Genomic DNA, 11,524 nt, shown 5'->3' with positions numbered 1-11,524 from the left:
GGAATGACACAAGAGCGACCATCCCGTTTTCGGGCACCGCAATCGAGCACGAGGAGCGGCAATGAGAAGGATCAGACACAGTCGGGCACTACTGGTTGGCGCACTCATTGCGTCGACGGGATTGTTCGGTGAAGTAGCGCTGGCGTCTGCCGATCAGTCTCGATCTCTTCCCCCCGGCACACCGACATCGGCAGACGGGTCCGCGCTCGATCGCATCGAAGTGGTCAACGACCGCCAACTGACGATGTACGTCCGCTCGGCGGCGATGGACAAAGTGATACCGCTCGAGGTGATCCTCCCAGCAGATGCGAGCGCGCCACGGCCGACGCTCTATCTGCTCAATGGAGCCGGCGGCGGCGAAGATTCGGCGACGTGGCAGACCAGGACAGACGTCGTCAATTTCTTCGGTGACAAGAACGTCAACGTCGTCAATCCCATCGGCGGTGCATACAGCTACTACACGGACTGGCAGCAACCCGATCCCGTTCTCGGACTCAATAAATGGACGACCTTCCTGACCGAGGAGCTTCCCCCGATCGTCGACGCAACGCTCGGAACGACTGGGGAGAATGCCGTCGCTGGTCTATCCATGGCCGGCACATCGGTTCTGAGTCTGGCCGAAGCGGCGCCGTCGGTGTATCGCGCCGTGGGAGCGTTCAGCGGTTGCGCTGAGACGAGCACCCAACCGGGTCAGGACTATGTGACCTTCGTGGTCAGCTTCCGCGGCGGCGACGTCAACAACATGTGGGGTCCGCCCGGCAGCCCGGCCTGGGTGGCCAACGATCCGGTTGTCAACGCGGAGAAGTTGCGTGGCATCGACCTGTACATCAGCAACGGAACAGGTTTACCTGGCCCACATGAGACCTTGGCGGGGCCGATGGTGAATGGAGATCCGGGCGTCCTCGCTAATCAGGTGATCGTGGGCGGCGTCATCGAGGCGGGGACAAATCAGTGCACGCAGCGTCTCGCGGATCGCCTCAATACCTTGGGAATCCCGGCAACGTACGACTTCCGGCCGACCGGCACTCACTCGTGGGGTTACTGGCAGGATGACCTGCACAACTCCTGGCCCATGATCGCCGACGCGATCGGTACCCAGCGATAGGTACCGATCAGCCGGTGAGTTATTGCTCACTTCTCTCGCATCGTTCGAGATCTGACTAACCTAGATGCTGGTCAGCGCGGTTATCATCACCGGGTGAGTTCCGAAACGCGCAGCGTCGCCGCAGCCGAAGACACTGACGTTCTTGCCCGTCGATTTGCGTGTCTGGGAGATCCCGCGAGGCTTCGAGTATTGCAACTCGCTGCAGTCGGACCAGTCGAGATTGCCGCACTTGCAGGTGAAACCGGCATCGAACCGTCGACACTCGGAACCCATCTCGAGGCGCTCGCGAACGTGGGCTTCATCGATGTCGACGTCCAAGGCGGGACTTCCGTGATCCGTGTTGCGGGTTCGGCGTATTCCGACCTCATGGACGCGGCAAAGATCGTCTCGCCGCGGGCGCAGGTGCGCGACACACTGGGGGCCTTGCCGACAGACGTCACGCTCCGCAGAATGGACGAGCGTGACTGGGACGGCGTGCGATCGATCTACCGCGAGGGAATCGACACCGGTACAGCAACATTCACCACGTCGGTGCCTTCCGCGCAGAAGCTGGACGAGCAATGGTTGCCCGATCATCGGTGGGTAGCCCAGATCGACGGCCGCGTCGTGGGTTGGGCGACCCTCAGTCCCACCTCATCGCGCGACTGCTACCGGGGTGTTGCCGAGAACTCCATCTACGTCGGCGGCGCAGCGCGTGGCCGCGGCGTCGGAAAACTGCTCCTTCGTCATCAAGTTCAGGCCGCCGACACCAGCGAGATCTGGACAATCCAGTCGTCCATCTTCCCTGAGAATCGAGCGAGCATTGCTCTGCATCAGGCCGTCGGATTCCGCATTGTCGGCACCCGCTCACGGATCGCCCAGCTGGGTGGACAGTGGCGTGACACCTTGTTTCTGGAACGACGCCGTGAGTCCCAGCTTCACTGACCGGGCAGTGCGCAGACCGTGTCGAGTCCGAGAACGTGATTGAGCCGACCGGACGTGATCCACGATCCGATGCTGATCGAGAGTTCGACGATCTCCGCTTGGCTGTACTGCGCGCTCATCCGTTCCCAGAATGCGTCGTCGAGGCCGTGGTGATCCAATGCGTACCGCTGCGCGTATTCGGCGGCCAGGCGCGTGCGGTCATCGAAAGCGTCAGTGGTTTCCCAGTTTTCAACGGATTCGCCAAAAGTATCTTCAACTTTTACTCCGTCGCGTTCGGTGCGCCAGTCCATACACACGATGCAGCCGTTGATTTGCGCGATCCGCAACCGTGCGGCCTCGAACTCGCGTAGGCCGAGAGTCGACTTCGTGGTGACCGCGCGTGAGAGTCTCGACGCCGCGCGCCCGATCTCGGGAACCAGGTCACCCCACACGTATTCGATGGGATCTTTACCCTCGGGCACAGTGATGTTCATCGTCGACTCCATCTCGTGTGGTTTCTTTCTCCGACGATAGCGGCGCGAACCTGCCAAGCCGCTGTGCGAATCCCACTGGTCGGCATGAGAACCGCGTTGTGAAAATGTGCCCGCTATCCCTTGGCTGCCCTGATCCCGGCGCGGCGACCGATCGGAATCACGCCAAGTTGGGGACTCTGTTCAAACCTCTCTGGAGCGGTTCAATTCGCCGGAATCCAGCGGGACATGGAGTGAAGATGCCGTTCTCAACCGAATAGGCCGAGAAATCTCGGTTCAGTCTTCTGCGCAGGAAGAACGTGGTTTTGGCAGAGTCGAACAGCGGGTCACTCAACAGTTTGTCGGCCAGTTCGAGCCATGGTCGATGCCACACGAGCTTGTGTTGATGGCGGGTTTCTCGATGTGATCTTCCCTGTGATTGGGAGCTGTATTTGTACGACTACGGCGCATCCGAGTCCTGATCTCGCTGCCTACAATCTTGCTGCCCGCATGAAGCGGGCGGAACTGGTGACCGCACTGCGCGAGATGCTCGGCGCTCGCCTTGTCGCGGATCTCGGGAAGGTCAAGGAAACACGGGCGGTCCGTCTGTGGGTGGAGGGCACGCGAACCATCGGCAACGACACCGATGTCGAACGCCTTCGTATCGCGTGCCGTGCCGCGAAACTGGTCACTGCCTGTGACACGGCTGCGGTCGCGCAGGCATGGTTCAGGGGTTTGAACCCGATCTTGGATGGCACTGTCCCGTTGATTCAAAGGAATAGTGGCGCAATAGGTTTGGAGAACACGGCGATGCACCCAGTTGGGATTGTTTACGATTCAGGATGCAATCCCGCTCTCGGTGACTTCCTGCCAGACCGCGCGGTCACGTCCTGCGGGCAGCGCGGTGGAGGCAGTTGCTGCGAGCCTACGAGCGAATGATGCGCGGCCGGTGTTTCTCATTGGCGGGGATGCGCTCGAAACTCGTTGCCGCACAATACTTGATCGGATCTGTCGACGAACTGGTGGCCGCGCATTCACCGGAACGACGGCAGCGCGACTTGATCGAGGTTGGAGACCGCCCTGAGTTCGGCCGGTTGCCGTACTTCCCCGAAGATGTGGTTGCGGCGTTATCGACCGCTGCCCCGCTGGTGTTGGTCGGTACCAAGTCGCCGGTCGCGTTTTTCGGGTACCGGGAACATCCGAGTGCTCTTGCTGAAGGCGTTGCAACACTGACGTTGTCGACCGGCGAGGAGGACTCGTACGCCGCACTTGTTGCGCTGGACGAAGAATTGTCCGGCCTCCCGGTGGGCGCTTCGACGGCCACCGTCAGTGTGGGTGGCCAAACTGCCGCGCTCTCGGATGAGCAGGGCCTGGACGGATGGACCATCGGTTCTGTGGCGGCTGAGACGATGCCGGAGGACGCCATTGTTTCAATCGAAGGTGGCACTGTCGGGCACAGCTTTTTCGCAGCATCGCAGAACGGGCCGCGTCACAGTGTTCTTACCAACACCGGTGGTGCAATCGGACAGGGACTACCTGTAGCTTTTGGTGCGTCGTTGGCGGCACCACGACGTCGCGTCGTCGCGATTCAGTCCGATGGCAGTGCCCAGTACACGGTTCAGGCACTGTGGTCGATGGCCCGCGAAGGTACTGATATCACCGTCGTCTTGGTGTCGAACCAAAAGTACGGAATCCTTAACACCGAACTGCAGCGCCTCGGTCACACCAGTGGCGACTTGGCGAACTCTCTGACTTCGCTTACCAATCCGAGTCTGGACTGGTGTGCGACCGCTCGTGGCTACGGAGTGCCGTCCTCTCAGGTGCACTCGGTGGGAGAGTTGCGGGCGGCGTTGCGCCGGGCACATGCGGTCCCTGGACCCACGCTCGTGGAAGCGGTAGTCGGGTAATGCAGGGATCGGGATGCATGATCGGGTAATACAGCTGTGATGGCTCAAAGCGCATTTTTTTGTGAACAAACGACGGCGCACCACGCAACGGTAGGCGCGCTGGATCCCGGGGAGTCGGCGGACTACCCCCGGGCGGCCATTGCCTGCTTGGCTGCCTCGACCAGGTGCTCCGCCGCGCGGTTCATCTTCTTCAACTCCGCAGAGGTCAGGTCCTGGTGCGTGTAGGCCGCTTTGTTCTTCAAGTTCAGCAGTGTGTTCAGATGCCGTTCGGATCCACTGTCGGCACGTTTGAGTAGGGCAATGGCCTCGCTGTGGTTGCCGGTGTTCGAGTGCACACCGAGGCGCACGCAGCAGAGTACGTCCGAGGCGGCGATAGCCGCGTCGACGTACAAGTCCCCGGCGGCGTTGGGCATCTCCTCTCCGAGATAGTCAGCCGCGTCGAAGAACTCGTTCGCTTTGGACATGCGCCCCGCGGTGACAACGGAGTCGCAGTCGCGTTGTCCCGCCATCAGGATCTCCTCGCAGCGGGGAGCAGTTGCGCGTTGAACCAGCTCCGTGTTCCCGCTACGGTCAGGCCCTGCTTCGCCACGTCACGGAGCAGGGGTTCGCCGGCGGCGGCCGCGGCACGGAGTTCGTCTTCGGCGTACTCGACGACGCGGCCGTCGTTGCCGGTCCACGCCGTGACCAGTCGGGCGAGTTCGGTTACCTGTTCCTCCCATGCATCGTCCCCGTCGTTGCCGGCGTCAGCGGCGCGTACCAGGAACAGATCGATGTCGCTGTCGAGCTTCATGCGCCCGGTCGCTGCCGATCCGAACACTGCGGCGTATCGCAGCGTCTTGTGCCACCCGTCCAGGTGCTTTTCGAGGCGCTTGAGGAAGGTGGAGTTCAGCTGTGCAAGCGCCATAATGGGCTCGGCCGCGAGATGCTCGGTGTTGAGGCGGTAGGTGTTGGTCCTACCTACCTGATCGCGGCGCACCACACCCTGCGCGACGAGGCGGGTGAGGACCTTGCGGATGCCTTCGCCCGACCCCGTGGCGAGGATGCGCTGGACCTGGCTGATCGTGAACGTGACCTCCGCGCTCGCCAAGACAGCTAGCACGTCGCCGTCCAGGGTCGGTGTTACCGTGGCGAACGGCCTGTTCAGCTGCATGGCAGGCACCTCCTCATTCCAACTAAAGTTTGACTATAGCAACTATAGTTGGAGTAGTGCGAGGTAGTCCGGACCGTCAGGGCTGAGAGCCACAGAATGGACCTGAGCAATTCTGTCGACGTGCTTGCCGGCTTCTGTGTTCGAGCCTTGTGAGCAGATGCTGTGTGGGCCAATATTGTTGGGAGCGTGGCTGTGACGGCGTCCATCGTAATGTGTGTTCCGTCCGTCATCTGTGGAGTCGATTTGCGGTCATTCTTTCTGCGTCGAAGCAGCCGGCGTATGGTCGTTGCGCACTTTCTGGCTCCAGAGGGCCTTTCCGGTGTCGTCGATCGCGCATGCGTGGTGCGAGGCCTTCCCGACATCGATCCCGATCCACACGGTGAGGTGATCATTCATCAACTCGCTCCTGTCGTTGCAGGTGGGGCCCGTGGACGTCTCCGTCACCAGATCCCTAAACAGCGACCGTTCGCATCAGCTCTCAATCAGCGACCGGAGCGTCCAGAACGGTGAGGCAGCCAGTCCTATCGAGCTACGACAGCAACAAAACCCGATCAGCTACACCCCACCGCGCTGGGCATCCAGAGCGTCCACTCTGGACACCACCAACCTTAGGGAACACCCGATCAATTCTCGGACTCAAGGTTCAGCAGTCAGTCAGGGAACGACTCAGTGATGATGCTTCCACCGAGCGCGCAGTCGTCTTCTGAAAAATGCAGTCATCCCGGCATCCGGCGCAACGTCTTCATCTCATTACGACCACCACCAGTCTCGCCGGCAGTAGTCGCTGTCGACGTGCCGCTCCCAAGTACCGCAGTCAGGCCTCTGCCAGCGACCATTGGTGCACGACGAGAGACCTAACTGGGCCTGTCACTTGCTGTCGACGTGCCCGATCGGGTCGGCGCTGTCGGTGAATGCGGCGCGGGCGGCGGGCCAGCTGGTCTCATCGACGCGGAGAGCGCTGCGAAGGTAGGCGGTGCTCATCCGCTGGATGACGGCGACCCGTTCCGGACTTTCGTCCGTGGTTTCGGCGACTTCGTATCCCACGATTCCGCCAAGCGAGTGCTCGGCACCGTGGAGGGTGAGAAGGTCGGTGGCGCCGGGGCTGTGTGTGTAGGCGTCGGTGAACCAGTCGGGGCCGCGGCTCGACATCTTGGACTGGTCGTGGTCGCCGGCGACGACGAGTGTGGGCGTGGTCAGTTCCTGGAACGAGGGGCGCATGAATGGGAAGTTCGCCTTCGCGAACGGATGCAGGTCGTCGCCGCCGACGCCGGTTGCTGCGAACAGGATGCCCGCGGTGACGCGGCTGTCGGACATGTCCTCGCCGACTTGGCCTGCTTCGTCGAAGATCCGAGCGCCGAGGAGCGACTGCGCTGTCTGTCCGCCCCAGGAGTGACCGGTGGCGGCAACTCGACTGCGGTCGATGCGGCCGGCAAGCCCGGGCACGGCGGCCTCGATGGTGTCGAGCTGGTCGAGGATGCGAGTGAGATCCGTGATCCGCTCGGTCCAGATGGTCGGGAACACCGGGTGGTCGAACCCGAAACCGTTCCGGCGCGAGTCGAGGTGGGTGGGCTGGATCACGACGAACCCGCGGGAGGCCCAGAACGCGGTGAGCGGCGCATACCCGTCGAGGTTCCACCCGTTGCCGTGGGAGAACACCACGATCGGCAGGTTCGCGCCGGTCGCCGGGGCCGACACCCGAACTTCCAGCGGTACCGGCCGGTCGGGGGCGGACAGTTCGGTCGCTGCAACGGAGACGACCGGAGTGCCGGCGCCGACAATGCCGTTCAGTGTGTTGATCATTGATGAGGTCATGGAAAGTTCCTTGCTGCGGGTGCGCTCTGCGATACTGGTTATCGGAGCGACGTTCCGTAACGTTACGGAACAGTGTTCCGTAATGCAAGTACACCCGATCGAATGGTGAGGACAGGCATATGGCTGACACCGAGAGCGACCAGTCGCGCGTTGCGCGGCCCCAGCAGGTGGGCCGTCCGCGTCGAAGCCAGCAGGCACTCCTTGACGCAGCGGCGGCGGTGTTCGTGACGTCCGGGGTCGACGCTCCGGTGCGGGAGATCGCAGCGAAAGCCGGCGTCGGTGTGGGGACGATCTACCGTCACTTTCCGACCCGTCCGGAGCTCGTAGTGGCGGTGTACCGACACCAGGTCGAGGCATGCGCAGAAGCCGGCCCGCGACTACTCGCGGAGAGCGCGACGCCCGAGGTGGCCTTGCGGGCATGGGTGGATTTGTTCGTCGATTTCCTTGTCACCAAACACGGGCTCGCTGGCGCACTCCACGGAGACAGCGCCGGGTCCGACGCTCTGCACACCTACTTCGTTGGCCGTCTCGTACCGGTGTGTAGTGACCTCCTCGAGGCAACACTCGAGTCCGTTGACACTGCTCCGCCGGTCGATGCGTACAACGTGCTCAAAGGCATCGGCAACCTCTGCATCGGTGCCGCAAGCGACGCCCAATACGAGGCCACCATTGTCGTGCAACTACTCATTTCGGGCGTGCTTAGCCGAGGACTTCGCTGACCCAGGCCCATCGCACCCTCACGTGGAGCACGGACAGGAAGCGCCGCGAAAATCACGCCACTTACTGCTGCGATTCACAGTCGGCAAGGCCGGCGCAGGTTCGGAGTGTCTCATCGTCGGGTGTGTTAGTAACGAACGATTCTGAGGCACTGTCGTCGGCACCTCCGAGACGCGCTCGGCCCTGATCTTCCTTTTCGCATCCGTACTTCAATGACTTTGCACGATCACGTGGCTTGTCAGTTGTGGTCGGTCATCACGCAAATGGACCTTTTGGGCCGGATGAAAACGGGCCTCGTACCGAGACACGATTGCCTCGGCATCCCCGTAATAGTGCAGATCTCGCGGACGTATTACCGCACGCCGCAAGGACTCGTCGAGCGTAGCGTCGTCGAGGCGCAGCAGAGCGGCACCCTGATCGCCGGCGAGGCTCGGGACATCGGTCCAATGCTCTGGGGTCTGCTGCACGGACTGGCCATGTCGAATTACCTGGTCGCTGTCCGAGTCTGCCAACCCGAGGCGAGTTATCGGTTCGAAGACATGCAGCGCATTCTTGCTCTGGCACTGAAGAACCTGGCCCCGCGCTGAGCATCGACTTATCTACGGCTCGAACAGGTTCCGGACGAAGGAGAGGCTCTCGGGGAGTGCAGCCCGCATCGTCTCGATATGCCCCGTCGGATAGGTGCGGAATGTGACTGGCTGGCGGTTGGCGGCGAGTTCGGCGGCGAGTTTCAACGCGAGCGGCGCCGGCACCATCTCGTCCGTCAGCCCCTGCCCGAGGAAGACGGGCCGATCGTACCCGGTCGCCGGGATTTCCAGCATGCTGCGAGCAGCGGCCAGCACTGCGGGATCGTCGAGGGGCCGGTTCACCAGATCGCCGATCGTGACGTCGCCGAGGTCCGATGCCATTTCCTGGTAGCAGTCGGTTTCGGCTCGGGCCAGGGCATCGGTGCCGCGCGGTGTCAGGTAACGATCGATGTCGAGATCGGGTCGTGCCGCCCGGAGTCCGGCCAGGATGTACGACACGAATACGGTGCTGCCGGTCAGTGGCAATCGGGGAAAGTCCGGCCCCACGAGTGGTGCAAGGTTCTCCAGATTCGACGGCGCCCCGGTCGCGACCGCGCCCCGGTAGTCCAGTTCCGGTGCGTATCGTGTTGCGATCGCTGCCGTGACCATCGCGGACTGCCCGCCCTGAGACTGTCCGAGTGCCACCCACCGCGGTGAGAGCGACGGTTCGACCGCACGCGCAGCACGCACCATGTCGATCATGCTGTGCGCCTCCGACGGTCCGTCCAGGTAGGGGTGGATTCCCGGCGTGCCGAGCCCCACGTAGTCGGTCGCGACGATCGCGTAGCCCTGCGAGAGCCAGTTCGTGAGGTATGGACTGCCGACGGTCCCGGTCACCGTGGGAGCGCACTTGTCGGCAATGCCGACGGTGCCGTGGGCCCACGAGATCACCGGCCAGCCGCCTTCGGGTGGATCACCGGCGGGGAGGAAGAGCGCGCCCGTACTCAACGCGGGCCGGTTCAGCGGTCCCGTGGACCAATAGGTGAGCTTTGATCCGTTGACGGCGCCGGGGATCCAGAAGGTTCGTGGCAGGGGATCTGTCGCGGTCACTGTGCCCGGCGCCGTGACTGGCGACGGCACCTGCGCCTGGGCGGGCGCGGTCGAGACGACCGCAGAGGCGAGCGTGATCACCATCAATGTTTGGCCGAGCCGTCGTCGGATCATTGCACCGCTCCCGGGGTTCGTCCGTGTGTACGCAGACTTCCATTCTGCGCGAACCGGAGTTGCCGGCACACCGGTTCGACAATCTTCGGGTGCCGCTACCGCGGTCGAGGGCCGGTCGAGTGGTTTCACTGTCAGTCCAGAGGCGAGGGCGAATGCTCCGCAGCGCATCATGTGGTGCGAGGCTCTTTAGGTCCGTTTTCGGTTCGTTGACGGGGACGCGGTCGGTGAGAGTACGCCCGCTAACCCTTGGCTGCGCTGATCCCGGCGCGCCGACCGTAAAAACTGCCGTCACCGAGCGACGTTCCCGACGCGTATCCGCCGGCACAGACTCCGGCAGTGCAACGGCCCGCAGCAAACAATCCGGGGATCGGTTCGCCCGAAACGTGCAGCACCTCCGACTGAATCGACGTTCGCAGGCCGCCGAGGGTGAAGCCTGCCGTGAAGCCCCGAAGGTCAAGGGCGGCAATCGGGGAGCCGATCGGCTTGACCCATTCGGGTTTCTTGCCGAAGACCGGATCCTCGCCCCGTTCGGCGTGGCGGTTGTACACCTCGACAGTGGACTGCAAGGTGCCCTCGGGCAAACCCATGTCCGATTCGAGTTCCGCGGCGGTCTCGGCCACCCACTTGGGGCGGAACCGGAAGAACGGCGTGGAACTGTCAGCGCCGGCGCCCTCGTCGTACGCGGCTTCGTCGATGATCAGGTAGGCCTCATTGTTGTTGCGGAGCAACGTTTCCTGGCCGATGCGCCCAGGATAGGTGTCCTCGTTGACGTAGCGTTGCCCGCGGCCGTTGACCAGGATTCCGCGCACCATCAGCTGAGGATCGCCGAAAAACGCGACCTCGGTGGCGTCCATGTGCGCGAGGTCGGCGCCCAGAGCTTGCGCCATCCGGATGGCAGTGCCGTCGTGCTCCTCGATGGCCGCACCTGGCCGCCCGATCAGACGCGGCGCATACGACTCGACCATCGACTCGTTGTAGGCAAAACTGCCCATTGCCAGAACAACACCGGTCCGAGCCCGCACAGCCACTTCCTTGCCGTAGCGCTTGGCGATGATGCCGACCACTCGATCACCGTCGACAACAAGGCGTTGCACCCGCATGTCGTGCTCGGCCCGCACGCCGAGTTTCTCCGCCGTCTCGACGAGTGGCTTCATCAGCATGAACCCGCCGCCCTTCTCGCCGGTGCGTTTGTCGCTCATCTGCGGTACGTGCCCGCGCGGGGCCGGGGCGGCGATGGCGTTGAAAGGCGCGGCGTTCTCGCCGCCGGAGTACATGAGACCGTCGTCGAACGGAGTTTCCCAGCCCGGCTGGCCGTAGAAACTCTCCTTGAACGGCACTCCGTTGTCGACCAGCCAGTTGTAGTGTTCGACGCTGCCGTTGCAGTAGTCGGTGATCTTTTCCTCGTCGGCACCTGGGCCGAGAGCGGCCATCATGAACGTCTTCATGTTCTCGGGGGTGTCTTCGAAACCGAGTGCCTTCTGCAGCGGTGTACCGCCGCCGAGATAGATGAACCCGCCGGCCAACGCGGCGGCCCCGCCCCACCCGCTGGTGCGTTCGAGAACGAGCACGTCCGCACCCGCTCGCGCCGCTTCGATGGCGGCGCTGACGCCGGCGATCCCGTATCCGGCGACAACAACGTCGGCTTCGAGATGCCAGGTGTCTACATCGTCTACGGCTACGGGCCGAATCGAGTGCGCCGATCCGGTGGAGTTCGCTGGGGCCATCGCGTT

Annotated in this window: 11 protein-coding genes and 2 pseudogenes; 6 read left to right on the top strand and 7 right to left on the bottom strand. The window is 63.0% G+C overall.

Annotated elements, in window-relative coordinates; all coding sequences use genetic code 11:
• Window positions 1-61 precede the first annotated feature (61 nt).
• Together CJ178_RS07325 and CJ178_RS07320 are read left to right on the top strand one after the other, a co-directional pair.
• A complete protein-coding gene (locus CJ178_RS07325) occupies window positions 62-1,105 on the top strand; it encodes an alpha/beta hydrolase (protein ID WP_045070131.1) in 1,044 nt (347 codons plus the stop codon).
• 93 nt (window positions 1,106-1,198) lie between these two features.
• Window positions 1,199-2,029 (top strand): helix-turn-helix domain-containing GNAT family N-acetyltransferase, encoded by an 831-nt coding sequence (locus tag CJ178_RS07320; RefSeq protein ID WP_033230887.1) that lies wholly within the window; start codon window positions 1,199-1,201, stop codon window positions 2,027-2,029.
• On the opposite strand, the gene CJ178_RS07315 is transcribed toward CJ178_RS07320, so the two are convergent.
• Complete coding sequence (locus CJ178_RS07315) at window positions 2,023-2,502, bottom strand: carboxymuconolactone decarboxylase family protein (protein ID WP_033231413.1); 480 nt, start codon at window positions 2,500-2,502, stop codon at window positions 2,023-2,025. The two genes, CJ178_RS07320 and CJ178_RS07315, sit on opposite strands and share 7 nt — an antisense overlap.
• A 486-nt stretch (window positions 2,503-2,988) precedes the next feature.
• Between CJ178_RS07315 and CJ178_RS07305 the strand changes: the two are divergent.
• Window positions 2,989-3,270 (top strand): annotated as a pseudogene (locus tag CJ178_RS07305) (hypothetical protein); the annotation flags it as partial.
• Window positions 3,271-3,446: 176 nt separating this feature from the next.
• Window positions 3,447-4,385 (top strand): thiamine pyrophosphate-dependent enzyme, encoded by a 939-nt coding sequence (locus CJ178_RS07300; RefSeq protein ID WP_051730185.1) that lies wholly within the window; start codon window positions 3,447-3,449, stop codon window positions 4,383-4,385.
• Between the two features lie 122 nt (window positions 4,386-4,507).
• On the opposite strand, the gene CJ178_RS07295 is transcribed toward CJ178_RS07300, so the two are convergent.
• From CJ178_RS07295 to CJ178_RS07280, 4 genes and pseudogenes are all read right to left on the bottom strand, one after another.
• Entirely contained in the window at window positions 4,508-4,894 is a 387-nt protein-coding gene (locus CJ178_RS07295; protein WP_033230886.1) for a hypothetical protein, read from the bottom strand.
• Entirely contained in the window at window positions 4,894-5,535 is a 642-nt protein-coding gene (locus CJ178_RS07290) for a nucleotidyltransferase domain-containing protein (RefSeq protein WP_033230885.1), read from the bottom strand. Before CJ178_RS07290 ends, CJ178_RS07295 begins: the two co-directional genes overlap by 1 nt.
• 282 nt (window positions 5,536-5,817) lie before the next feature.
• Window positions 5,818-5,931 (bottom strand): annotated as a pseudogene (locus CJ178_RS07285) (IS110 family transposase); the annotation flags it as partial.
• Between the two features lie 471 nt (window positions 5,932-6,402).
• Complete coding sequence (locus CJ178_RS07280) at window positions 6,403-7,347, bottom strand: alpha/beta hydrolase family protein (protein ID WP_033230884.1); 945 nt, start codon at window positions 7,345-7,347, stop codon at window positions 6,403-6,405.
• A 119-nt stretch (window positions 7,348-7,466) separates the two neighbouring features.
• On the opposite strand from CJ178_RS07280, the gene CJ178_RS07275 reads away from it, so the two are divergent.
• A complete protein-coding gene (locus CJ178_RS07275; RefSeq protein ID WP_095886442.1) occupies window positions 7,467-8,066 on the top strand; it encodes a TetR/AcrR family transcriptional regulator in 600 nt (199 codons plus the stop codon).
• A gap of 210 nt (window positions 8,067-8,276) precedes the next feature.
• Complete coding sequence (locus CJ178_RS32710) at window positions 8,277-8,651, top strand: hypothetical protein (protein WP_179300729.1); 375 nt, start codon at window positions 8,277-8,279, stop codon at window positions 8,649-8,651.
• Between the two features lie 12 nt (window positions 8,652-8,663).
• Here the strand turns inward: CJ178_RS32710 and CJ178_RS07265 are convergent, their stop codons facing one another.
• Together CJ178_RS07265 and CJ178_RS07260 are read right to left on the bottom strand one after the other, a co-directional pair.
• On the bottom strand, window positions 8,664-9,794 hold the full coding sequence (locus CJ178_RS07265) for a lipase family protein (RefSeq protein WP_033231410.1): 1,131 nt from the start codon (window positions 9,792-9,794) through the stop codon (window positions 8,664-8,666).
• A 239-nt stretch (window positions 9,795-10,033) separates the two neighbouring features.
• A complete protein-coding gene (locus tag CJ178_RS07260) occupies window positions 10,034-11,518 on the bottom strand; it encodes an FAD-dependent oxidoreductase (RefSeq protein ID WP_257013041.1) in 1,485 nt (494 codons plus the stop codon).
• Between the last annotated feature and the right edge of the window lie 6 nt (window positions 11,519-11,524).

The organism is Rhodococcus sp. ACPA4, from assembly GCF_002300185.1.
GTDB lineage: Bacteria > Actinomycetota > Actinomycetes > Mycobacteriales > Mycobacteriaceae > Rhodococcus_F > Rhodococcus_F globerula.
The sequence above is the reverse complement of the archived record's forward strand: the minus strand, read 5'-3'. Positions and strand labels throughout refer to the sequence as shown.